Origin of the sequence: Saccharomonospora xinjiangensis XJ-54, assembly GCF_000258175.1 — a bacterium.
Taxonomy (GTDB): Bacteria; Actinomycetota; Actinomycetes; order Mycobacteriales; family Pseudonocardiaceae; genus Saccharomonospora; species Saccharomonospora xinjiangensis.
In genome coordinates, this window is the sequence record NZ_JH636049.1 from 4,011,379 (window position 1) to 4,035,077 (window position 23,699).

The 23,699-nt window shown below is 69.3% G+C and carries 21 protein-coding genes; 15 read left to right on the top strand and 6 right to left on the bottom strand.

Annotation, left to right across the window (positions count from 1 at the left end; all coding sequences use genetic code 11):
• Positions 1 to 49: 49 nt before the first annotated feature.
• On the bottom strand, positions 50 to 718 hold the full coding sequence (locus SACXIDRAFT_RS18200; RefSeq protein ID WP_006240106.1) for a TetR/AcrR family transcriptional regulator: 669 nt from the start codon (positions 716 to 718) through the stop codon (positions 50 to 52).
• Between the two features lie 124 nt (positions 719 to 842).
• On the opposite strand from SACXIDRAFT_RS18200, the gene SACXIDRAFT_RS18205 reads away from it, so the two are divergent.
• The 7 genes from SACXIDRAFT_RS18205 to SACXIDRAFT_RS18230 all read left to right on the top strand — a co-directional run bounded on the left by SACXIDRAFT_RS18205 (position 843) and on the right by SACXIDRAFT_RS18230 (position 6,265).
• Complete coding sequence (locus tag SACXIDRAFT_RS18205) at positions 843 to 1,964, top strand: acyl-CoA dehydrogenase family protein (RefSeq protein WP_408640392.1); 1,122 nt, start codon at positions 843 to 845, stop codon at positions 1,962 to 1,964.
• 30 nt (positions 1,965 to 1,994) lie between these two features.
• The gene (locus SACXIDRAFT_RS18210) at positions 1,995 to 3,146 is read left to right on the top strand and encodes a CaiB/BaiF CoA transferase family protein (protein WP_006240108.1); all 1,152 of its coding nucleotides are present in this window, start codon (positions 1,995 to 1,997) and stop codon (positions 3,144 to 3,146) included.
• A gap of 206 nt (positions 3,147 to 3,352) precedes the next feature.
• Positions 3,353 to 3,520, top strand: a complete 168-nt coding sequence (locus tag SACXIDRAFT_RS23360) for a hypothetical protein (protein WP_006240109.1) — start codon at positions 3,353 to 3,355, stop codon at positions 3,518 to 3,520.
• A gap of 313 nt (positions 3,521 to 3,833) precedes the next feature.
• Positions 3,834 to 4,337, top strand: a complete 504-nt coding sequence (locus tag SACXIDRAFT_RS18215; RefSeq protein WP_006240110.1) for a hypothetical protein — start codon at positions 3,834 to 3,836, stop codon at positions 4,335 to 4,337.
• A 132-nt stretch (positions 4,338 to 4,469) separates the two neighbouring features.
• Positions 4,470 to 5,366, top strand: coding sequence for a lytic transglycosylase domain-containing protein (locus SACXIDRAFT_RS18220; protein ID WP_006240112.1), 897 nt, complete (start codon positions 4,470 to 4,472; stop codon positions 5,364 to 5,366).
• A 76-nt stretch (positions 5,367 to 5,442) separates the two neighbouring features.
• The gene (locus SACXIDRAFT_RS18225) at positions 5,443 to 5,919 is read left to right on the top strand and encodes a glucitol operon activator-like protein (RefSeq protein ID WP_040922267.1); all 477 of its coding nucleotides are present in this window, start codon (positions 5,443 to 5,445) and stop codon (positions 5,917 to 5,919) included.
• Between the two features lies 1 nt (position 5,920).
• Positions 5,921 to 6,265, top strand: a complete 345-nt coding sequence (locus SACXIDRAFT_RS18230; RefSeq protein ID WP_006240115.1) for a DUF3817 domain-containing protein — start codon at positions 5,921 to 5,923, stop codon at positions 6,263 to 6,265.
• Here SACXIDRAFT_RS18230 and SACXIDRAFT_RS18235 read toward each other — a convergent pair.
• Genes SACXIDRAFT_RS18235 through SACXIDRAFT_RS18245 form a run of 3 tightly spaced genes read right to left on the bottom strand, consistent with a single transcriptional unit; the run spans position 6,243 to position 8,651 of the window.
• On the bottom strand, positions 6,243 to 7,106 hold the full coding sequence (locus tag SACXIDRAFT_RS18235; protein WP_006240116.1) for a spermidine synthase: 864 nt from the start codon (positions 7,104 to 7,106) through the stop codon (positions 6,243 to 6,245). The genes SACXIDRAFT_RS18230 and SACXIDRAFT_RS18235 overlap by 23 nt on opposite strands.
• Positions 7,106 to 7,492, bottom strand: coding sequence for an adenosylmethionine decarboxylase (gene speD, locus SACXIDRAFT_RS18240; RefSeq protein WP_006240117.1), 387 nt, complete (start codon positions 7,490 to 7,492; stop codon positions 7,106 to 7,108). The genes SACXIDRAFT_RS18235 and speD overlap by 1 nt, the downstream gene beginning before the upstream one ends.
• On the bottom strand, positions 7,482 to 8,651 hold the full coding sequence (locus SACXIDRAFT_RS18245) for a type III PLP-dependent enzyme (RefSeq protein WP_006240118.1): 1,170 nt from the start codon (positions 8,649 to 8,651) through the stop codon (positions 7,482 to 7,484). The genes speD and SACXIDRAFT_RS18245 overlap by 11 nt, the downstream gene beginning before the upstream one ends.
• Before the next feature lie 609 nt (positions 8,652 to 9,260).
• Here SACXIDRAFT_RS18245 and SACXIDRAFT_RS18250 point away from each other — a divergent pair.
• The 6 genes from SACXIDRAFT_RS18250 to SACXIDRAFT_RS18275 all read left to right on the top strand — a co-directional run bounded on the left by SACXIDRAFT_RS18250 (position 9,261) and on the right by SACXIDRAFT_RS18275 (position 18,840).
• Positions 9,261 to 12,728, top strand: a complete 3,468-nt coding sequence (locus SACXIDRAFT_RS18250) for a nitrate- and nitrite sensing domain-containing protein (protein ID WP_006240119.1) — start codon at positions 9,261 to 9,263, stop codon at positions 12,726 to 12,728.
• The gene (locus SACXIDRAFT_RS18255) at positions 12,725 to 13,177 is read left to right on the top strand and encodes a roadblock/LC7 domain-containing protein (protein ID WP_006240121.1); all 453 of its coding nucleotides are present in this window, start codon (positions 12,725 to 12,727) and stop codon (positions 13,175 to 13,177) included. The genes SACXIDRAFT_RS18250 and SACXIDRAFT_RS18255 overlap by 4 nt, the downstream gene beginning before the upstream one ends.
• A 151-nt stretch (positions 13,178 to 13,328) precedes the next feature.
• On the top strand, positions 13,329 to 13,703 hold the full coding sequence (locus SACXIDRAFT_RS18260; protein ID WP_006240123.1) for a DUF742 domain-containing protein: 375 nt from the start codon (positions 13,329 to 13,331) through the stop codon (positions 13,701 to 13,703).
• Complete coding sequence (locus SACXIDRAFT_RS18265; protein WP_006240124.1) at positions 13,684 to 14,298, top strand: GTP-binding protein; 615 nt, start codon at positions 13,684 to 13,686, stop codon at positions 14,296 to 14,298. The genes SACXIDRAFT_RS18260 and SACXIDRAFT_RS18265 overlap by 20 nt, the downstream gene beginning before the upstream one ends.
• Positions 14,299 to 14,384: 86 nt before the next feature.
• Positions 14,385 to 17,621 carry a fused isobutyryl-CoA mutase/GTPase IcmF gene (icmF, locus tag SACXIDRAFT_RS18270; RefSeq protein ID WP_006240125.1) on the top strand — a complete coding sequence of 1,079 codons (3,237 nt, stop codon included), beginning with the start codon at positions 14,385 to 14,387 and terminating at the stop codon, positions 17,619 to 17,621.
• 229 nt (positions 17,622 to 17,850) lie between these two features.
• Positions 17,851 to 18,840 (top strand): TIGR03557 family F420-dependent LLM class oxidoreductase, encoded by a 990-nt coding sequence (locus SACXIDRAFT_RS18275; protein ID WP_006240126.1) that lies wholly within the window; start codon positions 17,851 to 17,853, stop codon positions 18,838 to 18,840.
• 29 nt (positions 18,841 to 18,869) lie between these two features.
• Here SACXIDRAFT_RS18275 and SACXIDRAFT_RS18280 read toward each other — a convergent pair whose 3' ends face one another.
• Positions 18,870 to 20,093 carry an alpha/beta hydrolase gene (locus tag SACXIDRAFT_RS18280; RefSeq protein WP_006240127.1) on the bottom strand — a complete coding sequence of 408 codons (1,224 nt, stop codon included), beginning with the start codon at positions 20,091 to 20,093 and terminating at the stop codon, positions 18,870 to 18,872.
• 170 nt (positions 20,094 to 20,263) lie between these two features.
• Here SACXIDRAFT_RS18280 and SACXIDRAFT_RS18285 point away from each other — a divergent pair, with 170 nt between their 5' ends.
• Positions 20,264 to 20,860, top strand: a complete 597-nt coding sequence (locus SACXIDRAFT_RS18285) for a DUF5134 domain-containing protein (protein WP_006240128.1) — start codon at positions 20,264 to 20,266, stop codon at positions 20,858 to 20,860.
• Between the two features lie 89 nt (positions 20,861 to 20,949).
• Here SACXIDRAFT_RS18285 and SACXIDRAFT_RS18290 read toward each other — a convergent pair whose 3' ends face one another.
• Positions 20,950 to 22,512 carry a putative glycoside hydrolase gene (locus SACXIDRAFT_RS18290; RefSeq protein ID WP_006240129.1) on the bottom strand — a complete coding sequence of 521 codons (1,563 nt, stop codon included), beginning with the start codon at positions 22,510 to 22,512 and terminating at the stop codon, positions 20,950 to 20,952.
• 143 nt (positions 22,513 to 22,655) lie between these two features.
• Between SACXIDRAFT_RS18290 and SACXIDRAFT_RS18295 the strand changes: the two genes are divergently transcribed.
• A complete protein-coding gene (locus SACXIDRAFT_RS18295; protein ID WP_040922268.1) occupies positions 22,656 to 23,672 on the top strand; it encodes a polysaccharide deacetylase family protein in 1,017 nt (338 codons plus the stop codon).
• Positions 23,673 to 23,699 lie beyond the last annotated feature (27 nt).

The following is a 23,699-nucleotide window of genomic DNA, read 5'->3' on the forward strand; positions in this document are numbered from 1 at the left end:
GCATCACCGCTCCGGCGGTGTGCGCGGCGGTTCCTTCCGCCCTGGTCGGTCAGCGGGAGTTCCCTGCGCCGCGGATGCTCCCGCCGTGCTCAGCGTTCTCGGGGTGCTCAGTGTCCTCGGCGTGCTCTGCGCAGAGAGCCGTCGCAACCCGTTTCCACTCGCGCAGGAGCTGCTCCCTCCGATGCGGGTCGCCGCCGAGTTCGGCATCGAGTGCCAGGCCCCTCGTGAGGTTGACGGTGAGCCAGAAGACCGTTTCGAGCCGCGTCCTCGGCAGGGCGACCAACTCCGCGAGACGGTCCAGTGTGGACCGCGCGAGTGCCTTGTCAACAGGGCGCATCGCTGCCGCGAGTGCGGGGTCGGTGCGCGCGGCGATCCACAGTTCCATAGCCGCGGTCGCGAGCGTTCCCGAGTACGACCGCCACAGCAGATCCACCATCGCCCCGACCCGTTCCGGCCCTGGCGGCACCTCGCTCGCCTCGGGGACGTTGCGTTCGGCCAGCCTTGTCGTCAGGTGCGCGACGGCCGCTGCCATCAGTTCGGCCTTGTCCGCGAAGTGGTGCTGGGCGGCGCCTTTCGACACCCCTGCCCTGGCGCAGATCTCCTGCATCGAGGTGCGGGCGTAGCCGAGTTCCACGAGGCACGTGATCGTGGCGTCGAGCAGAGCGGTCCTGGTGCGTTCCCTGCGCTCGGCCTGCGTGCGATGGGTGCGTTCCGGCATGGTCCTCGCGACTCCTTTACCGGACGGTGTGACTGGCGTACATTCCAGATGGAACTTACCTTACGAGCGTAATGTTTCTACCTGAGGAGCGCCAGTGCCGCTGCCGACACACCGGTCGTCCTGGATGACCGACGAGCTGGACGACGTCCGCGACCTCGCAAGGACCTTCTGCCGAAGGGAACTCGCACCGCACCACCGGCGATGGGCCGAGCAGAAGCACATCGACAGGGAGGTGTGGACGAAGGCGGGTGAGGTCGGGCTGCTCGCGTTGTCCGTGCCCGAGACCTACGGCGGTGGGGGTGGCACATTCGCCCACGAGGCGGTGCTGTACGAGGAACAGGCGCGTTCCGGTGACAGCGCGTGGGGCGTCACCGTGCACAACGGCATCGTGGCGCACTACCTGCTCGCCTACGCCTCCGAGGAGAAGAAGCGCGAGTGGCTGCCCAAGCTCGCGAGCGGCGAGTACGTCGGTGCCATCGCGATGACGGAGCCCGGCACGGGTTCCGACCTTCAGGCGATCACCACGAGGGCGGTGCGAAGCGGCGATCACTACGTCGTCAACGGCGCCAAGACGTTCATCACCAACGGCGGGCTCGCCGACTTGGTCGTCGTCGCGGTCAAGACCGATCCCGGAGCCGGCGCCAAGGGCGTCTCGCTGATCGTCGTGGAGACCTCGGCGCCCGGTTTCCGGCGGGGGCGGGTACTGGAGAAGGTGGGCATGCACGGCCAGGACACCGCCGAACTGTTCTTCGACGACGTGCGCGTGCCCGTGGACAACCTCCTCGGCGGCGAGGAGGGGCAGGGTTTCGTCCAGCTCATGGAGCAGTTGCCGCAGGAGCGGCTCATCATCGCCGTCACCGCTGTCGCCGGCATGGAGAGTGCCATCGAGCAGACCATCGACTACACCAAGGAGCGCACGGCTTTCGGCCGGCCTGTTTTCGGTTTCCAGAACACGAAGTACACGCTCGCCGAGGCGGCCACCGAGGCAGCCGTCGCCCGCGCCTTCCTCGACCAGTGCATCGAGCGGCACCTCAGGGGCGAACTCGACGTTCAGGGCGCGGCCATGGTCAAACTCTGGACCACGGAGCGGGTCAATAAGGTCGTGGACGACTGCGTGCAACTGTTCGGCGGCTACGGCTACATGACCGAGTACCCGATCGCGCGGGCGTGGGCCGACGTCCGGGTCTCACGCATCTTCGGCGGAACGAACGAGATCATGAAGGACATCATCTCCCGCACGCTGTGACGGCGACGACGAGCAGGAAGGCAGGACTTTTTGAACGCGAGAAAAGCCGGACCGCTGAGCGGGTTGCGGGTCGTCGAACTGGCGGGCCTCGCGCCGGCCCCGTTCGCCTGCACGATCCTCGCCGACCTCGGCGCCGACGTCGTGCGGATCGACCGGGTCACCGAGGGCGAGGACGTGCTCGCCATGCCGAAGGACCCTCTGCTGCGAGGCAGGAGGACGATCGGCGTCAACACCAAGACGCCGGAGGGTGTCGAGGTGGTGCTGAGGCTCGCCGAGCGTGCCGACGTGTTCGTGGAGGGCTTCCGGCCAGGGGTGACCGAGCGGATGGGACTCGGGCCGTCGGACGTCCACGCACGCAATCCCCGCGTCGTCTACGGGCGGATCACCGGCTGGGGCCAGGATGGCCCGCTGGCACACACGGCCGGGCACGACATCAACTACATCGGCCTCTCCGGGGCGCTGCATCCCATCGGGAGGCGGGGTGAGCGACCCGTGCCGCCGGTGAACTTCCTCGCCGACTTCGGCGGCGGTGGCATGTACCTCGCGATGGGGGTCCTCGCCGCGCTGTTCGAACGGCAGACTTCGGGGCGGGGACAGGTCGTTGACGCGTCGATGGTGGACGGGTCCGCGCTGCTCACCACGCACCTGTTCGGATTGAGAGCGAGCGGGTTGTGGGAAGGGGAGCGCGGGGAGAACATCCTCGACGGCGGGGCTCCGTTCTACGACACCTACGAAACGGCCGACGGGCGTTACGTCGCGGTGGGCGCCATCGAGACGAAGTTCTTCGCCGCGCTGGCCGAGGTGCTGGAACTGGACCCCGGGACGGTCCCGTCCCACCTGGACCCGACTCAGTGGCCCCGGTTGCGGGAGGTGCTCGCCGACGCGATCGGGAAGCGCACCAGGGACGAACTCGTGGCGAGGGCGGAGGGCACCGACGCCTGCCTGACCCCCGTGCTCTCGCCGTGGGAAGCCCCCGAACATCCGCACAACGCGGCGAGGGCGACGTTCGTCGATATCGGCGGAGTGGTCCAGCCCGCGCCTGGGCCGAAGTTCGACAGGACTCCTCCTGAGACACCCCGGCCACCGCATCCGCGTGGTGCGGACACCGCCGGGGTGCTGGAGGAACTCGGTTTCGACGGCGACGAGATCCGGTCGCTGCGGGAGAGCGGAGCCATTTCCTGATCACGCGCCTCGGCGTGTTGCCGCCCGGATCGGCGAGGACGACCTAGAGTCGGATCGACGGTGTCGATCACGCGATGCCCCCTTCGCGTGATTGCCCCTCGCACGGCACTGCGATCAGGCAAGATGAAGGAACCGGTGGAGCGGCAGGAGACGAGGCGTCCGCCGGAACGCGGTAAGGCCGGGACGAGACGGAATCGGGTGGGAGCATGTCGCCGGGACTGAAGAAAATCCTCATCTTTGGTGTCGTCGCACTCGTGCTGTTCTTCCTGATCTCACGGCCCACCGAGTCGGCTGACACCGTCCGTGCGGCGTTGGCCTGGTTGCAGGACGGTGCGGAAGCCATCATCACGTTCTTCCAGAGCCTGTTCACCTGACCCCATTTCGCCACGGTGTCCGGCCCCGATGATCACGGGGCCGGACACCGTGCTGCGCGCGGAAGCCGACCACAGAACGTGATCATGAGGCGAGGAAAGGCCGTTTCGCTGCGGCAAACGGGTGGATTACGCCGTTGAAGTCACAGGTCACCGAAATCCTCCACGGCTGACCTCTTCCGGATTGTCGGTGGGCTCTCCTACCGTGCTCACATTGCGTGACCCGCGGTAGGTGAGGGATCACGCTTCGAAACCTGCAAACGGTGCTCGACCAGTCCTTGAGGAACCACGGCAGTGGGTTGCGAAGGAGGCAAGGATGCGAGATCCCGGAGTTGACGCGGTGATCCGGCAGTGGGCGGCGGAACGGGAGCAGAGCGCGGAGGAGCAGGAGGTTCACCGCATCGCGTCGGCTTGGCTGGCGGAAATCCCCGGCAGTGAGGCAGGCGAAGCGAAGTCGCCCGGAATTCCGGGCCAGCGCAGGGGAACCGGTACGGCACGGTGGGCTCCTGTCGATCTCGCGGACCCCGGCTTCGTGGAGGCTATGCGGGAGCGGCTTCCCGAAGCCCCTCTCGACCTGCTGGCCGCCGCAGCCGGTTGGTGGCAGATGGTGGGCGACGTCGAGGAAGCCGAAGCGTGGTGGGACGCGGGAGTCAGCCCGCTCGATCAGCGAGCGCTCGACTACCGCGCGGCCGGGCTGGCACCGTCCGACCTGTCCAGGAGGCTCGGCCCGTTGACCGTGCTGGAGCACCTGCGCCGTGGCAGCGCGCCCGCGTGGTGTGTCGCCCGGCTCGCGCGGCAGCGCAGGGACGCCGCGGGCTGAGCCGCGCCGCGTGCTCCGCAGGGCGTCGTTGTCCGCTTGCCACAGAGCGGATACAGTGCGGCGTCGTGCGCCTGACCGTGATCACCCCGACCCCCCGCGTACGGAACCAGCGATGTGACCGAAGGCGGATCGGTGGCTGAGCCGGACGAGACCACCGAGGCCGTTCCGCCACGGGCACCCGGTCACTTGCGAACCGTTCTCGCTCGTCTCCTGGTGCTCGGCGCGGTGTTCACCGTGGCTGTCGGTGGAGTGTGGGTCGTGGCCACAGCCGCAGGACCTTCCGCCGGGCCGACGAGGTCCGATATCCCCGCGTTATCTCTGCGGCCCGCCGACGTCGAACCGGGGAGCGAGGCTCCCGTGCACGACAGTGAGTCCGGTCCACGCGCCACGGACAGCGCGAGCGCCACCACCGGACGACCGAGGACACTCCAGGAGTGGGCCGACCGCCTCGCACCCGCTGTCGGTGTTCCGCCCCGTGCTCTGCTGGCCTACGGCAACGCCGAGTTGATCGTCGCCGACGAGCTGCCGGGGTGCGGGCTGTCGTGGTCCACTCTCGCGGGCATCGGCAGGGTGGAGTCCGACCACGGACGGCACGGCGGGGCGGTTCTCGGTGACGATGGGCGGCCATCCCGGCCGATCATCGGAATCGCTCTCGACGGTTCGCCAGGCGTGAAGGCCATCACGGACACCGACGGTGGCGTGCTCGACGGCGATGCGAAGCACGACAGGGCGGTGGGGCCCATGCAGTTCATTCCCAGTACCTGGTCGCTCGTCGGGGTTGACGCGTCCGGAGACGGGAGGGCGGACCCGCAGCAGATCGACGACGCGGCGTTGTCGGCGGCGTTCTATCTGTGCGCGCACGGCCGCGATCTCGCCACCGGCGACGGGTGGTGGGACGGGGTGCTGTCGTACAACCACTCCGTCGATTACGGCCGCACGGTGTTCGGGCTCGCCGAGCACTACGCCGAGCTGGCTGCCGAGCTGGCCAGGACGGCGTTCGAGGAATCAGGTGGCGCTGAAGGGCGCTGAGCCGCCACGGACGGACATCACAGGTGAAACCGGGCGAGCCGTCGCCGTTCCCGGTGGGGGTGCTAGCGTCGGGGGCGTGTCCGATCGTCGCTCCACAGCCTCGCGGGCCTCGCGCAAGCTGCTGATCGCCTGCGTGTCCGTGCTGAGCCTCGCCGTGTGCAGCGGGCTGGCGTGGTGGCAGTGGGATCGCTTCACCTCGGCAGGGGGTAGCTACCAGAACCTCGGCTACGTATTGCAGTGGCCGCTGTTCGGGCTCTTCCCCGCGTTCATGTTCTGGCGGATGGCCAAGCTACGCAGGCAGGCGCGCGCGAACGCCGGAGACGGCACCGGCACCGTCGATGCCGTCATGGCCGGTGAAGCCGCCGCGATCACGAACGAGGGTTCCGCTGGACCACGGCAGCGGACGCGGACCGCCCGTACGCCGGTCGTGCGGCGTGCCGCCGACAGCGAGGACACCCGCGGCGGGGATGTCGAGGACCCGGAAGACGTGGCGCTGGCGGAGTACAACGCCTATCTGGCGCAACTGAATGCCCGTGAGCAGGAGAGGAACTGACATGGTGACGACCGCGCGGGACGAGACGGCGGCGAAGGCAGACTTGCGGAAACCGTTGCAGCGCTTCAGGGTGGCTGCCTTCGTCACGGGTCTCGGCCTGCTCGGTCTCGTCGTGGTCATGGTGATCCGCTACGTGTTCGACAACCCGGGCCCCTCGGCCGTGTACTCACCCATCCACGGCGTGATCTACATGGTGTACCTCGTGCTCGCCGTGGATCTCGCCCTGAAGGCCCGGTGGTCGGTGAAGGGCACGATCGGCGTGCTGCTCGCCGGATGCGTGCCCTTCTTCTCCTTCGTCGTGGAGCGGGCCGTGACCCGGAGGGTCACCGAGGGCCGGAAGCTCTGACCCTCACCGAACGCGGCGGCACGGTGCAGCCTCGCAGCGTGTCGGCGTCGATCGATTCGGGCAGGTAGGCCGACCTCGCCAGCGCCTCGGTCATCGACAGCACCGGGGCGTCGAGCACATCGGGGCGACCCGAGAGGAACGCCCATTCGTGCTCGTCGGAGCCGAAGTACACGACGGTGCCGAACACGCGGGTGAACCGTTCCCACGCCGCGAGGAGTGTGTCGTTGCGCCACACCGTGGGACAGCCTGCCTGGCAGCAGACGACCCCGCCCTCCGCCAGCACAGCCGTGCAACGACGCAGGAAGTCCTCGCCGTAGAGGCGGTTGTGCTGCGCCTCGGAGTCGGCGTTCTCGTCGGGGAGATCGATCACCACGACGTCGTAGCGGGTCGTCGTGGCCGAGAGGAACTCCCAGCCGTCGCGGTAGTGGACCCGGATGGGGCCGTCACCGCGTTCGGCCTCGGCCAGTTGCTCGGGTGTGTAACCGTAGGGCAGATGGCTGGCGCACTGCCGCACGGTCTCGGCGTCGATATCGACGTGGTCCACCTCCGTCGCTCCGTAGGCGACGGCGAGTTGGCTGGCGACCCCCTCACTCGACCCGATGATCAGAACCCGCCTCACCGTGTCCGCGAGCAGCATCGGGGGCACCATCAGCGCTTCGTGGTAGACGAGCTGGCTTTCCTCCGTGCTCTGCCGCTCGTCGTCGCAGAACAGGGAGACGCCCTGCGCCGTGCGGCCGATGACCACGTGCTGGTAGTCGGTTCGGGTGTCGAGCAGAACCTCGGACACGTCCCAGACGCGGGCCAGCCCCTCGCCCATCGGTTCTGTGATCCGCATGGTCATCACATCACCGCCTTCGCAGGCCTGCCCCTGCTGATCGTGGACATGGACTCGGGCTCGGTGCCGAGTGCTTTGGCGAGCAGCCGCACGGCGTGTTCCGGATCAGCGCGTTCGCCGCAGGTGAAGACATCGACGAACACGGCCCCGAGTTCCGGATAGGTGTGGACGGAGGCGTGGGATTCGGCCAGCATCGCCAGCACGGTCACGCCCTGCGGTTCGAAGCGGTGAGCGATGACGTCACACACCGTCGCACCAGCGTCGGTCAACGTGCTCGCCAGGGTGGTTCGCAGGAACTCCTCGTCGTCGAGCAGCCGTCCTTCGACCCCGCCGAGCTCGGCGAGGACGTGCTTGCCCGAGAACACACCGACCGGCACGAACTCACTCGGCACTGATCAGCCTCCCTTCGGAAATGCAGTACGTACGCAACGGCTCGATCCCGTTGAACGCCACCGACGAGTAGCTCGCCGTGTACGCGCCGGACGCCAGGATGTCGATCGCGTCGCCCGGCCGCAACGACATCGGAAGCCGGTACGGCGTCCTCTGGTAGAGCACGTCGTCACCATCGCACGTCGGCCCCGCGATGATCACAGGGCCGTCCTCCGGCGAGTGCTGTCCCACGGGTTCGAGCCGGTAGGCGATCGCCTCGTTCTCCGTCTCGGCGAGCCCGTTGTAGCGGCCGATGTCGAGAAACACCCACCGGTGCGGGTCGGTGGGGAGTTTGCGGGACACGACGACGACCTCGCTGCGGATGAGCCCGGCCTCGGCGACGACGGCGCGCCCCGGCTCGCACACCAGTTCCGGAGCACGAGGGAAGTGGGCGCGCACGGCGGCGGTGACGGCATCCGCGTAGTCGCCGATCTCGGGCGCGGGGTCGTTGTACGGGATTCCGAACCCGCCGCCGATGTTGAGCCTGTGCAGTGCGGCACCGTGTTCGGCGGTGGCAGCGAACACCTTCGCGGCCTCGGCCACCGCGACGTCCCACGCGGTGGGGTCCAGTTGCTGCGATCCGACGTGGAAGCTGACGCCGACAGGGACGAGGCCCTTCTCGGCGGCGCGCCGCAGCAGGGTGGCGGCGTCGTCGGCAGGACAACCGAACTTGTGGCCGAATGGCGTGACCGAGTCGGGGCCGCCCCTGACCAGCAGGCGTGCCGACACCTGCGCTCCCGGTGCGCAGGCCGCCAGGTTGTCGAGGTCGGAGGCGGAGTCGAACGTGTACTCCCGGACGCCCCTGGCGTCGGCGTGGGCGATGTCGGAGGGTTTCTTGATCGTGTTGCCGTACGACAGCGTGCCGGGTTCCGCTCCTGCCGCGAGGCACAGTTCGATCTCACCGGGACTGGCGACGTCGAAGGCGGCGCCTGCCTCGACGAGGGCACGGAGGACGGCCGGGTGCGGATTGGCCTTCACCGCGTACTGCACACGGCAACCTGGGAACGCGCTCGTGAGCCGCCGGTAGCGGTCGATCACCGTGTCGATGTCGATCACCAGGCACGGTGTGGGTGGGCGATGTGTGTCGAGGAAGGCGCGAATGCGGGCGACCGTGTCGTTCACGCCTTTCGAGGGTAGGGGCGACCCGGTGAGGGGAGAGGACGGCTACCTGAGCCCCGGAGGAGGGCGAATCTCCAGGGCACACCGGCCTGCCGTTCGCCCTGGTCGTGGGACACAAGATCGTGCACATTTGTGACCCGGGTTCCACCCAGAATCCCGCAGAGCTGAGCTGAACGGGTGACTGCTGCGGGTTGTGATCGGCTGAGTGGGTGACCCTTGACCGGCTCGAACTGATGAAACCCGTAACCACAGTGCGATCGGCGCAGCGCGCCTCGGGGTGCGTCCGTCCGTGAAGATCGTCTCCTGGCTTGGTTTCCGCAGGTCAGAGACGTGTTCGCGAACAAGATCAAGGGGCCGGCCCGTGGTGTAGGCTCGGTCCACCGCCGACCGAACTCCCCGCCCGTGGCACGGCCGACGGGTGTCACGGAGGGTGCGTCCGCTCGTACGTGACGTGCTGCCGTGGCCGGAGGATCGGGACGACGGAAGGACAAGAGGCGCGAATCGACGAGGCAGCGGCGCCCATCCAGACGACGAGCTCACAGCGCACGTTGAGGGTGGACGAGCCGCGCACATCGTCAGGACAGTGGGCGAGCCGGAGGAGGAGTCACCTTCGTGAAGGTTGCGTCAGATGGCCAAGTGCCGGTGGGCGAACTCCTCGGTGAGGAGGCTCGTCCTCGTTCCGGCTGGCGTGCGGCCCTGCGTTGGCGTGACTGGAACCTCCCGCTCAAACTCGGGGCCGTCACGCTCGTCCCGATCGTCATCGCGGTGGTTCTCGGCGCGATCACCCTCGGCAGCCGGATCGGCAGTGCGGACAAGTACGAGGAACAGAACAGGCTTGCCGAGGTCAGCGCGGCGACACGCGTGCTGCTCGACGCGGTGCAGCGCGAGCGCACGCTCACCGCCGCGGCGCTGACCGACGGCGAGGGGCTCGACGCCGAGGACGTGCGCGGGGCTCGCGAGGAGGTCGATCGCGCGCGGGCTCCGCTGACGGAATCACTCGCCGAGACCGGCGATCGGCTGTCGGCCGCGCGGGCGGAACTCGACAAGCAGCTCGCCGCGCTGGGCGGAATCCGCGACAGGGCCGAGAGCGGGCAACTCGGCGCCGTCGAGGCCGTCACCGAGTACCGGGCCGTCACGGCGGCACTGCTCGACGTGGACACCGCGGTGGTCAGCGGGATCGGGGCCGACGACGGTCTCGGCGCCACAGCCGATGCCATGCACGACCTGCTCGTCGCCCGCGAGGAGGTGTCGGTCCACCAGGCTCTCGTCGCGCACGGAATCGCGTTCGGGCTCGCGCCCAGCGAATTCGGCGCCGTCCGAACGGCCGACGTGCGCCGCGCCGACAGGCTCGCCGAGTTCTCGGCCGCGGCCACGGAAGCGCAGCGCGCACTCTTCGACGAGACGGTGCGCGGTGCGGCGTTCGACGAGTACCAGCGCGTCGTGGACGCCGTGCTGTCGAGCCAGGACGCGGGCAGCGAGTTGCTGGCCTCGACGGACGCGGGCGAGTGGGCCGAGACCGCCGCGGCGGTGTTCACCGCCATGGGCACGGTCACCGACCGGCTGGGCGACCAGCTCACAGGGGGGACAGGGGCGCTGGCCGACGACGCGGGCACCGGCGTCGGGATGCTGGCCGTGGCGCTGTTCGTGTCGTTCGTGCTCGCCGCGGCTGTCGTGTTCGTGATCGCCCGGCAGCTGCTGCGCTCGCTGAAGATCTTGAGGAACACCGCGCTGGAGGTCGCCGAGCACGAGTTGCCCGAGGCCGTGCAGGCGATCCAGGAGGGCCACACCGACGACACCGAGATCAACCCCGTGCCGATCTCCACCCGTGACGAGATCGGTGAGGTGGCCAGGGCGTTCGACGCCGTGCACAGCGAGGCGCTGCGGCTGGCGGCAGAGCAGGCCGGGATGCGCGCCGGATACGCGTCCGTGTTCGTCAACCTCTCCCGCCGGAGCCAGAGCCTCGTGCAGCGGCAGCTCCAGCTGATCGAACGGCTCGAGCGCGACGAGGAGGACGCCGACCAGCTCGCCACGCTGTTCCAGCTCGACCATCTCGCCACCCGGATGCGCCGCAACAACGAGAATCTGATGGTGCTCTCCGGCGCCGAGCCCGCGCGCCGGTCCGGCCAGCCGGTGAGCGCCACCGACGTGTTACGCGCAGCGGTGTCGGAGATCGAGCAGTACCAGCGGGTCACGGTGCGCACCCCTCCGCCGGTCAGCGTGGTCGGTTACGCGGCGGGCGACCTCATCAGGCTCGTGGCGGAGCTGCTCGACAACGCCACCGCCTTCTCCGCGCCCGAGACGCAGGTGACCGTGGCGACGCGGCAGCTCGATGACGCGTCGTTGTCCATCGACATCCTCGACAAGGGCATCGGCATGAACGAGGCCGAGGTCGCCGAAGCCAACGAGCGGCTCTCCGAGGCAGGCACGATCGATCGCACCACGTCGCGCCGGATGGGGCTGTTCGTGGTGGGAAGGCTCGCGAGCAGGCACGGATTCGGCGTCGAGCTGCACGGTGGCAAGGACATCGTCGGAGTGCGAGCCACCGTCGCCGTCCCCGCGGAGCTCGTGACGGATGAGCAAGCTCCGTATCCGGTGGCGGACGCGCTGGCAGGGGGACCGGCGAACGCCGCCGGTGCTGTCCGGACTCCGGGAACGACGGTTGCGGAGGCCGGTGGCGGAGCGGTGCCGGAGAGGCCGCTCCCCGCGGGGACGCTGGACACGCCGGGAGGTCCGCTGCCCCGGAGAAGGCCGGGCCGCAGCGCGGCAGCACGATCGGCGTCGCCCGGTGGCGACGGCGCGGCAGCGCAGGCCGTACCGGGCAACGAGATGGCCGGATCGGCCTTGTTCACCCCCGCAGGGTGGGACGAGGCCGCAGAGGGCGGCCCGACCCCACCCCGGCAGCCCGCGCCGGGCGGGGTCACGGCACAGGCGGGTGACGGCGCGCAGGCCGACGTCGTGACACCGGCCTGGCCTTCGGAGGCGCAGGCCGCCGAACATGCGAGGGCCAGTGAGGGCCTGGCCGCAGCCCGACGCGACAGGGAACGTGGGGGCGACCGCAGCGGCGAACCACTGTCCGGCAGCAAGCTCTTCGAGGCGAACAGCACGGCGGTCAACGACTGGTGGAGTGCTGCCGTCACCGAGACGGACTCGGGGGTTCCGACCGAGGAACAGCGGAGGGCCCGCAAGGCGGCCGTGGACAACGCCGAGACGACCCCGATCTTCGACGAGATGGTGTCGGCGTGGTTCCGCAAGGTCACCGACGCCGCGGGCAGCGGGTCTCCCGAGGAGAGCGGCAACTGGGAGTTCGCCGCCGACCGGACCTGGAAGACCGTGCAGGAGGTCTCGCAACGCGAGGCTCCCTCGGAGTTCACCGAGGCCGGTCTGCCCCGCCGCAAACGAGGTGAGCGGCTGCTGCCCGGCAGCGCCACGCCCGGTGGTGGTGAGAGCGCTGAACGGTCGTCCGGCGAGTCTCAGCAGCGCCGCCCGCGCGACCCCGCCGACGTCCTCGGCAGGCTCAGCAGCTTTCAGCAGGGCGTCACGAGGGGGCGGCGGCATCGCAGGGAGGACGCGCCCGGCGACGGCGAGCAGGGAGAAGACCAGGCGGTGCGGCCGAGGCGTGTCAGGCCGGGAGCCGCCGCCGACGAGCCAAGCGCCACGGAGACAACCGACGTCGTGGCCGGTGGGGCGGGGCTGTTCACCGACAACTCACGACCTTCCACCGATTCGCCCGAGAGGGCGGGCGAGGCTCCCGACGGCGGTCCCGCCGGAACGCGCGCGCCCGAGCACGGCGCCGCGAGCTGGGCTTTCGCTGTCGATGAGCGCTGGAGAGCGGTTGACGAGGTGTCCCGTGCCGAGCCGGCGAGCTACACCGCGTCCGGTTTGCCTCGGCGACGGCGTGGGGAGAGGCTGCTTCCCGGCAGCGCGGCCCCCGAGGGGCAGGCCGAGCCGCGCCGGAGGCTGCCGAGGGACCCCGCAGACGTGCGAGGGAGGCTGGCAAGCTTTCAACAGGGAGTCCGCAGAGGTCGGCATCACACCGCAAGTGAGACCGGCAACGCAGACGGAAGACTGGAGGGTGAATGACCGTGGCGGATCGCTCTGCGCCCCAGCAGAACCAGTTCGGATGGCTGGTGAACGACTTCGCCGAGCGGGTGCCGGGTGTCGCGCACGCCGTCGTGGTTTCGGCGGACGGCCTTCTGCTGACGTCGTCGAACCGGTTGCCGCTCGACCGCGCCGACCAGCTCGCGGCGGTCGCGTCCGGGCTGGTCAGCCTCACGCAGGGTGCGGCACGGTGTTTCGAGGCGGGCGCCGTGACCGAGACCGTGGTGGAGATGGAACTCGGGATCATGGTGCTCATGTCGATCAGCGACGGCTCGTGCCTCGCCGTGCTCGCCGCTCCGAACTGCGACATCGGCCAGGTCGCCTACGAGATGACGCTGCTGGTGGAGCGCGTGGGGCAGCTCCTCACCCCGGAACTCCGGGCTCAGCTCCAGGGGTCGAGCGGACCTCGGATCGGCGAACCGGTGGGATGACCGCGCGATGAGCCCGGGGCCCCCGACTCCCCGTGACGAGCCTGCCTCCACCAGGGCGCGGGCAGGGAAGGGCGGGGCTGCCCGGGGTTCCGGGCAGGCGGGGCCAGGGAACGGACACGGCGAGAACGGAACGAGCATCAAGGAGCAGCCTGTGGCAGTCGAAGCTTTCCCGTTGCAGCCGGCGGAGGAGACCGGGTTCGTCCGTCCTTACGCCCTCACCGGTGGCCGGACCAAGGCGAATCACCACCTGGAACTGGAGACACTGATCTCGACGCGTGCCGCGGCGCTCCTCGCGGTGCCCGACCAGATCGAGCTTCAGGTGATCATGGAAGAATGTCGTACCCCGCAGTCGGTTGCGGAGATCGCCTCACGGCTTCGGGTACCACTGGGCGTGGCTCGGGTGCTGATCAGCGATGCTGCCGATGCGGGACTGGTCACCGTGCACAGGACCGTCTCTGGTGACGAAGGCGCCGAGGCGCACCTGACGTTGATGGAAAGGGTGTTGAGTGGACTCCGCCGGCTTTAAGGCACCGCGCGAAGCCGCGCCGAAGACGATGACGTCCGCCAAGATCGTCGTGGCGGGCGGGTTCGGCGCCGGCAAGACGACGTTTGTCGGCTCGGTGTCCGAGATCGTTCCGTTGACCACCGAGGCGATGATGACCGATGCGAGTACCGGCATCGACGACCTTGAGGCGACGCCGAACAAGGCGACCACGACCGTCGCCATGGACTTCGGCAGAGTGTCGCTCGACAAGGATCTCATCCTGTATCTGTTCGGCACGCCCGGACAGCAGCGCTTCTGGTTCATGTGGGACGACCTCGTGCGCGGGGCCATCGGCGCGGTGGTGCTGGCGGACACCCGGCGGCTGGCCGACTCGTTCGCGCCGGTTGACTTCTTCGAGGACCGCGGCCTTCCGTACATCGTCGGGGTCAACACGTTCGACGGGGTGCTCCAGCACGACCTGAACGATGTTCGCGAGGCGCTGTCCATCGACCCGGGTATCCCGATCGTGCGGTGCGATGCCCGCGACAGGGAGTCCACCAAGCAGACGCTCATCACGCTGGTGGAGTACGCGATGCGGCAGTGGATCGCGCTGAGGGCGGCGAACTCCGCGTCGTGAACGGACGCTGACGCCAGTGAGTGTGAGGTCCGCATCACGGTGTGCGTCGGTTCTCAAAAAGTAGGAAGTCCAAGTATTTTGGAGGTATGACCTCCGAACTCCATCGACCCGCGCACCCAGTCCGGTTCGTGACCGCTGCGAGCCTGTTCGACGGTCACGACGCGTCGATCAACATCATGCGGCGCATCCTCCAGTCGCAGGGTGCCGAGGTGGTGCATCTCGGGCACAACCGCTCGGTTGACGAGGTGGTGACAGCCGCCATCTCGGAGGACGTCCAGGGTGTCGCCATCAGCGCCTATCAGGGCGGGCACGTCGAGTACTTCACCTACCTCGTTGACCTGCTGAGGGAACGCGGGGCCGGGCACATCCGCGTCTACGGCGGTGGCGGCGGGGTCATCGTGCGCGAGGAGATCGAGCTGCTGCACTCGCGCGGCGTCGCCCGGATCTTCTCCCCGGACGACGGCCTCGAACTCGGCCTCCCCGGCATGATCAACCTGATGATCCGGGAGTGCGACGTGGACCTGTCCACCGAGCAGACCGGCTCTGTGGACGCGCTCGTCGCCGGTGACATGCCGACGCTCGCGCGCACCATCACCCGTCTTCAGCAGGGGGTGCTGCCCGAGGACTGGCGGGCGGCCATCGCCGAGGCCGCGGCGGCCCGCTCGGTGCCAGTGCTGGGGATCACCGGCACCGGTGGCTCCGGCAAGTCGTCGTTGACCGACGAGCTGATCCGCCGCTTTCGGCTCGACCAGGAGGACAAGCTGAGGATCGCGGTACTCGCCGTCGATCCCACCCGCCGTCGTGGTGGCGGTGCGCTGCTCGGTGACCGGATCCGCATGAACAGCCTGACCGGCGACCGGGTCTACTTCCGTTCGCTCGCCACCCGGGGTGCGGGTTCGGAGATCCCCACCGGGCTCGACGACGCGGTGCTGGCGTGCAAGGCCGCAGGGTACGACCTGGTGGTCGTCGAGACGCCCGGCATCGGGCAGGGCGACGCGGGCATCGTCGATCACGTCGATCACACGCTGTACGTGATGACGCCCGAGTTCGGTGCCGCGTCGCAGCTCGAAAAGATCGACATGCTCGACTTCGCCGACGTCGTGGCCATCAACAAGTTCGAGCGTCGTGGAGCGGAGGACGCCCGCCGTGACGTGGCACGTCAGATGATCCGCAACCGCGAGGCGTTCGGAGCCTCTCCTGAGGACATGCCGGTCTTCGGGACGAGCGCCGCGAAGTTCAACGACGACGGAGTCACCGCGCTCTACCAGCACCTGCGCGAGCTGCTCGCCGAGAACGGGCTTTCCGTGTCGGCCGGCGTGCTGCCGCAGGTGGAAGGCAAGGTGTCCACCGATACCAGTGTCGTCATCCCGGGCAACCGCACCCGCTACCTCGCCGAGATCGCCGACACCGTGCGGCGCTATCACGAGCGCACCCGCAGGCAGGTGGAGGCCGTGCGCAGGCGGGCACAGCTGGAAGCGGCGCGGGACGCGCTCGCGGAGGAGAACGCCTCCACCGGCGACCTCGACCGGCTGCTGGAGAAGGCGAACGCGGCGATCGACGCGGACACGACCGCGCTGCTGGAGAGCTACGACGAGCTGGCCGAGCAGTACCGGGGCTCCGAACTCGTGTTCACCGTGCGGGACAGGGAGATCCGCACTTCGCTGTGGCGGGACACGCTGTCGGGCAGCCGGATTCCCAGGGTGGCGCTGCCGCGCTACACCGAGCCGGGTGAGCTGCTGTCGTTCCTCCGCCGCGAGCACCTGCCCGGCTACTTCCCGTTCACCGCGGGGGTCTTCCCGTTCAAGCGGGACGGCGAGGACCCGGCGCGGATGTTCGCGGGCGAGGGCGACGCCTTCCGGACCAACCGGCGGTTCAAGTACCTGTCCTCCGATTCCGAGGCCAAGCGGCTGTCCACGGCGTTCGACTCGGTGACGCTTTACGGCTGGGACCCGGACACGCGGCCCGACATCTACGGCAAGGTGGGAACCTCCGGTGTGTCCATCGCCACGCTCGCGGACATGAAGGCCCTCTACGACGGGTTCGACCTCACGGCGCCGACCACGTCGGTGTCGATGACCATCAACGGCCCCGCGCCGACGATCCTGGCGTTCTTCCTCAACACGGCCATCGACCAGCGGATGGACGCCTTCCGCTCCGAACACGGCAGGGAACCCACGGAGGACGAGGCCGCCGAGATCCGCGCGTGGACGTTGCGCCAGGTGCGCGGCACCGTGCAGGCCGACATCCTCAAGGAGGATCAGGGGCAGAACACCTGCATTTTCTCCACCGAGTTCTCGCTGCGGATGATGTCGGACATCCAGGAGTGGTTCATCGCCAACGGTGTCCGCAACTTCTACTCGGTGTCGATCTCGGGCTACCACATCGCCGAGGCGGGGGCGAACCCCATCACGCAGCTCGCGTTCACCCTGGCCAACGGCTTCACCTACGTCGAGTCGTACCTGGCGCGGGGCATGCACATCGACGACTTCGCGCCGAACCTGTCGTTCTTCTTCTCCAACGGCATGGACGCGGAGTACTCGGTGCTCGGTCGTGTCGCCCGCCGGATCTGGGCGGTCGCCATGCGCGACCGCTACGGCGCGAACGAACGGTCGCAGAAGCTCAAGTACCACGTGCAGACGTCCGGAAGGTCGCTGCACGCCCAGGAGATGAGCTTCAACGACATCCGCACGACGTTGCAGGCGCTGTGCGCCCTGTACGACAACGCGAACTCGCTGCACACCAACGCCTACGACGAGGCGATCACCACGCCGACGGAGAGTTCGGTGCGCAGGGCGCTGGCGATCCAGATGATCATCAACAAGGAGTGGGGGCTTTCGAAGAACGAGAACCCGCTCCAGGGCTCGTTCATCATCGACGAACTCACCGATCTGGTCGAGGAGGCCGTGCTCACCGAGTTCGAGCGCATCACCGAGCGCGGTGGCGTGCTCGGTGCGATGGAGACCGGCTACCAGCGCGGCAAGATCCAGGACGAGTCGATGCTCTACGAGCGGCTCAAGCACGACGGTTCGCTGCCGATCGTCGGCGTCAACATGTTCCGCAATCCCCACCCGGAGTCCGACGAAGTGGAGGTGGAGCTGGCTCGGGCGACCGAGGAGGAGAAGCAGTCGCAGTTGCGGCGGCTCGCCGACTTCCACGATCGGCACCACGACGAGGCCCAGCGGGCGCTGGAGCGGCTGCGGGAGGCGGCGGCCGGTGGCGAGAACGTCTTCGCGGTCCTCATGGACGCCGCGCGGGTGTGCTCGCTGGGGCAGATCACCCATGCCTTCTTCGAGGTCGGAGGGCAATACCGCCGCAACGTGTGACGAAGGGGAACAAACTCGGACCCTCTGTGGTTGGCCGGTGACAACGGTTCGGCATCGCGGCGGTCGCGGCCGGCAGGCCCAGTTCCGCTCGGCCGTGGTGTGCGAAGCGACCGACCCGCCAGCCGTCCGTGCTCGCCGACCCGCGCCGTGTTCACACATCGGCACGGGTTGCGGCGCGCGGGTAGTTTCGCCTGACACCGAAAGGATCGAGACGAGATGGGGACGACACGTGGGTGATGTGCAGATCGGCATCGCGGCGGCGCTGGAGCAGTTCTCTCCCCGGGAGTCCGTCGAGCTGGCCGCGCTGGCTGAGCGACACGGCTTCTCGGGGCAGATGGCCGCCGACCATTTCCAGCCGTGGGTACCGGCGCAGGGACAGGCATCCTTCGTGTGGAGTGTGCTCGCCTCGCTCGCCGAGAACACCACAGGAGACCTCGGCCCCGGCGTGACGTGCCCTTCGTTCCGACAGCACCCGGCGCTGGTGGCGCAGGCGGCGGCCACGTTGGAGGCGACCTATCCCGGGCGCACCTGGCTCGGCATCGGCTCGGGTGAGGCGCTCAACGAGCACGTCATCGGCGGGTACTGGCCGGAGGCTCCCGAGCGGGTGCGCCGCATGTTCGAGGCCCTCGACATCATCCGCAAACTGTTCAGCGGCAAGGACGTCAAGCACAGTGGTGAGTTCTTCAAGCTGCACACCACTCGCTTGTGGACACTGCCGGACACCCCGCCGCCCGTCTACATCGCCTCAGCGGGCCCGTACACGTCGCGCAAGACAGGGGAACTCGCCGACGGACTGATCACGCCTGGCGCGTCGCTGGACAAGCTCGCCGGCATCCTCGACAACTTCGCCACCGGCGCGCGGAAAGCGGGCAAGGACCCCGACAGCATGCCGAAGTTGTTGCAGGTTCACCTTTCCTGGGCGGCCACGGACGAACAGGCGTGGCGCAACGCGCTGGAGCAGTGGCCCAACGGCGGGATGAAGTTCCCCAAGGCCGACATCCGGTCGCCGTTCGACTTCGAGCAGATGGCCAAGCTGGTGCGCAGGGAAGACTTCGAGGGGCGCATGGTGGTCTCGTCCGATCCCGACGTGCATCGTGCGGCGCTTCAGCGGTACGTCGATGCCGGGTTCACGCGCATCTACGTCCACAATGTCGGGCGCAATCAGAAGGAGTGGCTCGAGGTTTTCGGCCGCGAGGTGCTGCCCAAGCTGAGGGCCTGACGGCGTCCGGTGCTCGTCACCGGCCGCTGTCAGCGGTGCGCGTGGACCCAGTCGAGGAACCGCTGCACACCCCGCACGACGTGGGCGCTGCGGATGGAGGGGAAGAGGTCGAAGGCGTGCTGCGCGCCGGGGATCTCCGCGTAGGCGACCGGCTGCGCGGACACGTCGCGCAGCCGTCGCACGAACTCTCGGGCTTCCCGGACGGGAACCAGTGTGTCGTGCTCGCCGTGGATCACGAAGAACGGCGGCGCGGACCGGGTGATGCGGTCCAGCGGTGAGGCGGCGACGTAGTCGTCCAGCGACAGCCTCGGGTCCGTTCCCACGACGTAGCGGGCGAGCAGGTACCGCAAGCGGTCCTCGCTCGCCCGTGCCCCGCTGGTGGCCGCGAAGTCGTACACGCCGTAGTGGGGCACGCAGGCCTGCACGTGCGTGTCGGCGTCCTCGAAACCCGGCTGGAACGCCGGGTCGTTCGGCGTCAGCGCGAGCAGCGCGGCGAGGTGGCCTCCCGCCGATCCTCCGGTGGCGGCCACGAACGACGGGTCACCGCCGTAGTCGCCGATCGACTTCCGCACCCAGGCGAGCGCCCTCTTGGCCGCCACGATGTGCTGTGGCCAGCGCGCGGTGGGGGAGAGCGGGTAGTTGATCGCGACGCAGACCCACCCGCGTGCGGCCATGTGCAGCATGAGCGGCACGCCCTGCTGCCCCTTGTTCCCCGACACCCATGCCCCGCCGTGGACCTGGAGCAGTACCGGCCGGCCAGAACCCGGCCGCCTCGGCCGGTGGATGTCGAGCAGGAATCGCTTGCCGCCCTGGAAGTAGGCGATGTCCCGGTCCGTGCGGACGTCCGGATGGCGCACGCGGAACGGAAGCACCAGCTGTCCCCATGGCGTGGCGAGGTCGGAAGGGGAGGGCGGTGGCCGGAGCATGCCGGTGTAGCCGGGGCCGAGCGCGTCGGCGAGTGCCTGCTCCACGACCCCTCGTGCCCGTTGCGCCGAAGTGATCAGTGAGCCGAGTCCCGCGACCGACAGCGCGGCGGCGGCAAGCCCCGCGCGGTCGGCCTGCCGGGTTCCCCGGAGTGCGAGGTGTGCGGCTGTGTCCGTGAGGGTCAGGGCGAGCAGGTGAGGTGCCAGCTCGGAGGTGAGCCACCCGGTGACGAACGACGGGAACCCCCAGTGGGTCCCGTGCAGTGGGTGCAGCGCGTTGGCCGTCAACGCGAGCTGGGCAGCGCGGCGAGCCCGGAACGACAGGCGCATGCGGCCGAGACTACGAGTGTGGCCCTCGTCGCGCCGCCCCGCGTGCACCAGCGTGCGTGATCTTTCACCTGGCTGACCGCTGGTGGGATGAAGCGCGTTGATGCCACGGTGGAGACCTCCGGGTGCGGGCAGGCGTGGGTGCCCGGGTGGCTTCCGGGCAGGAGGCATCGATGGGCATTCCGACGGCCGTGGCGTGGGGTGCGACCGCCGTGTTCGGCGTGCTTCTCAGACCGTGCTTGTCGAGGCTGGTCCGGCTGGACTACGCCACGCTCGGTGCGGGGACACGGCAGGCCGATGTCGCGGGGCTGCTGATGGCGGTGGCGATGCTCGCGATGGTGTCACCGGTGGGTTTCCCCGTGCCGGTGGCGGGCTGGCAGGCGCTGCTCGCCGTCACAGCCTGCTGGTTTCTCGCCGCCGCGCTGCGCGAGCGGGCCGGGCGCGGCGTGTGCCGGGGTTGCGACCTCCACCACGGGGTGAGCGCGGCGGCGATGGTGTACATGCTGGCCGCGATGCCGCACGGCGACGCGGGACACAGCGTGTGGCCGACGATGGTGGGCGAACCGGTGACCGGGACGTTCGTGCTGCCAGCCGTGGCGGCGGTGTTGGGGCTGTACTTCGCGGGCGACGTGGCGGCGACCGTGCGGCGTGTGGTGCGTGTCAGGCGTGGCGATACGAGACCGCCTGCGGGGGTGCTGTCCCGGTTCGGTTGCCGGGCCGTCATGAGCGCCGGGATGGCCCTGATGTTCGCCGCCGGGCTGGCGGGATGACCCCGGCATCGCGACCGACTCGCAGGGCCGTGGTGGCGGATGGGCAGGCGGGGGTCAGCTCGCGGGTGACCCGATCGCCTTCCCGGGAATCAGGTGGGCGGCAGAGCGCTGGGGTCGTACCGGCAGGCGGCGTTCCACAGCAGGAAAGAATCGATTCCCACGTCCTGTGCCGCCTGGATCTGCGCGCGGATCTCGTCGGGCCCGTACTCGACGCCGAGGCTGAACGCCTGGAGCCACGGGATCACCGTCGTGCGCCCGTTCTCCTCGGCCAGCTTCTGGAAGTCCGCGAGCGAGCGCGCCGTGATGTCGTAAGGCTGGCTCTCCGGGCTCGCGACACCGTACTCGCCGGGGCCCCAGTGCGACGGGTACACCATCGGGGCCACGTAGTCCACGTGCTGTGACATGGCCGGGATGTCCTGCGCGATCTGTTCGGGCCGGGTGGCGGCGATGCCGAACACCGACGCGCCCTGGAACGCTCCGTGCTGGTGCACGGCGTCGCGCGACTCGGCGAGGAAACCGGCGATCGATTCCTCCGGTGAGGTGGTCAGCCCGGGGAAGACCATGGCGTTCACGTCGCCGTCCGGCCTGCGGATGTAGTCGTAGAGGATGTCGTCGAAGCCGAGTTCGGCCGCTTCCTCAGCCAGAGCGATGTTGTAGGCACGAACCTCGGGGTGGGCGAAGTTGGTGAACGAGTAGTCGCCGTAGCCCCCGGACCACGCGCTGCCGCCGGTGGTCTGGATGACCCGGTCGTAGTGCCCTGATTCCCACGACGCTCTGCCGAGCACGGGATCGCGGAACGCCACGAGCCTGCCCACGACGTGCACGCCCTCCTCGTGAAGTAGATCGAGGGCGGCACTCGCGTCGTAGAGGCCGGTGTTCGCGCCGATCTCCTGTGCCAGCGGAACCTGGGAGGCGTAGCCGATCTGTCCGCTCTCGTCCTTGATGTCGAGCTGCACCGTGTCGATCCGGCCTTCGCGGACGAGGTCCAGCACGGGTTCGCGCAGTTCCGCGCTCGCCCATGCGCTCGCCGAGAGATGCACGGCCTTCATGCCGGGATGGCGGAGGGCGACAGCGACCTCGTCGGTGGCTACATTGCCTGCCTCGTCGCGCGCGACGACCGTGACGGTGCCCGCTCCGGCCCTCACGGGAAGCGTGAAGGAGCCGTCCGGGCCGGGCCGCGTCCGCTGTCCCTCGGCCGACACCTCCACCGCTCCCGGCGCGATACCCCGGATCGTGCCCTCCGCGCCGTGCTTGACGGGTTCGACGGGCGAGATCCGCAGCTCGGGGGGAGTGCCGTCCACACTGAAGGCGGCGCGGACCGGATCGGCGTTGCCGAACGGTCCCGGCGGCGGGGACACGACGAGCAGGTGAACACCTTCGCGGAGGGGACCGGCCTCGGGCTTCAGCGCGTCACCGTCGGGGCGCAAGGGCAGTGGTTCACCGTCCAGTGTGGCCGTCAGTCCGTCGAGCCCGTGCGGGGAGGTGATCCGCACATGGTCCAGAATCGTCGGCATCACGGGGTGCCCGGGAACACCCGAGATGGTCGCGTCGGGCTCGTCCAGGACGCCGAGGGGAATGATCACGGCGGCGGCGACGGCGGCTGCCGACACCGCGGCGATTGTCCATCGTGGACGCCATGGGAGCCTGGGCATCGCGGATTTCCTCCCGTTGTCGTGGCCAGGTCAGCCGCAGGGCTACCCACGGTGTCTTCGCCTCGGACGGTCGCGGGAAGAGGAATCACCGGTCGGGTGAGCGCGGCCCGCGGTGGGGGACCGGCTGGCTTACGTTGCCGGGCATGGCTCTTCGACGTCTTCTGACCCTCGCCGCAGCCGCCTTGGTCATGGCGGGGTGCACGCACACGGTCGCGCCCGAAGCGAGTCCACATGGGACGACAAGGACGGGCGAGCCCCCGGCGCCCTCCACTCGAGCCCCGTCTGCCGCCGAGGTCGGTGCCAACGAACTCGGCGTCGTGCCCGTGCTCATGTACCACCGGATCGTGGCGGAGCCGACGTCGGTGTACGACAGGACGCCCGAGGATTTCGTCGCGGAGCTGCGCAGGCTCGCCGACGAGAACTACGTTCCCGTCACCACGGCCGAACTCGCCACGGGGCGGCTCGACCTGCCCGCGGGCACGCACCCGGTCGTGCTGACCTTCGACGACGGTGATCCGAGCACCATCCGGATGGACGGCTCCCGCGTCGCACCCGACACGGCGATCGGGATGCTGCTGGAGGTCGCGAGGGAGAACCCGGGATTCCGCCCCACCGCGAGTGTCTATGTGAACGAGGAGCCGTTCGGCGGTGGAGAGGCCGGGCGGCGTGCACTGCGCTGGCTCGTGGACAACGGCTTCGAGGTCGGCAACCACACCCTCGGCCACGTCAACCTCGGCTCGGCGTCGCAGGAGGCGGCGTGGCGGGCCATCGCGGACGGGGACGCGGCGATTCGCGAGGCGGTGCCGGGCTACGAGCCAGCCACGCTGGCACTGCCGTTCGGTGCGCGACCGGATCCTGGGGAATTGGCGTTGCGCGGCGACGGCTACGACTACCGCGCCGTCCTGTTGGTGGGTGCCAATCCCGCTCCCTCACCGTTCGCGGAGGGGTTCGACGCGGCGGCGGTGCCACGCATCCGGTCGCAGGGGCCCGACGGCGTGGAGGCGGAGTTCGGTTCGGCGGCGTGGCTGGACAAGCTGGCAGCCGATCCCGGGCTGGTCTACACCTCCGACGGGGACCCCACCCGCATCTCCTACCCCCGTGACGGTGGCAGCCTCGCCACCCTCGACCCCGAATTCGGGGAGGCAGCGGCACCGTACTGACCAGGTCGTGCGCGCGGTTTCACCGGA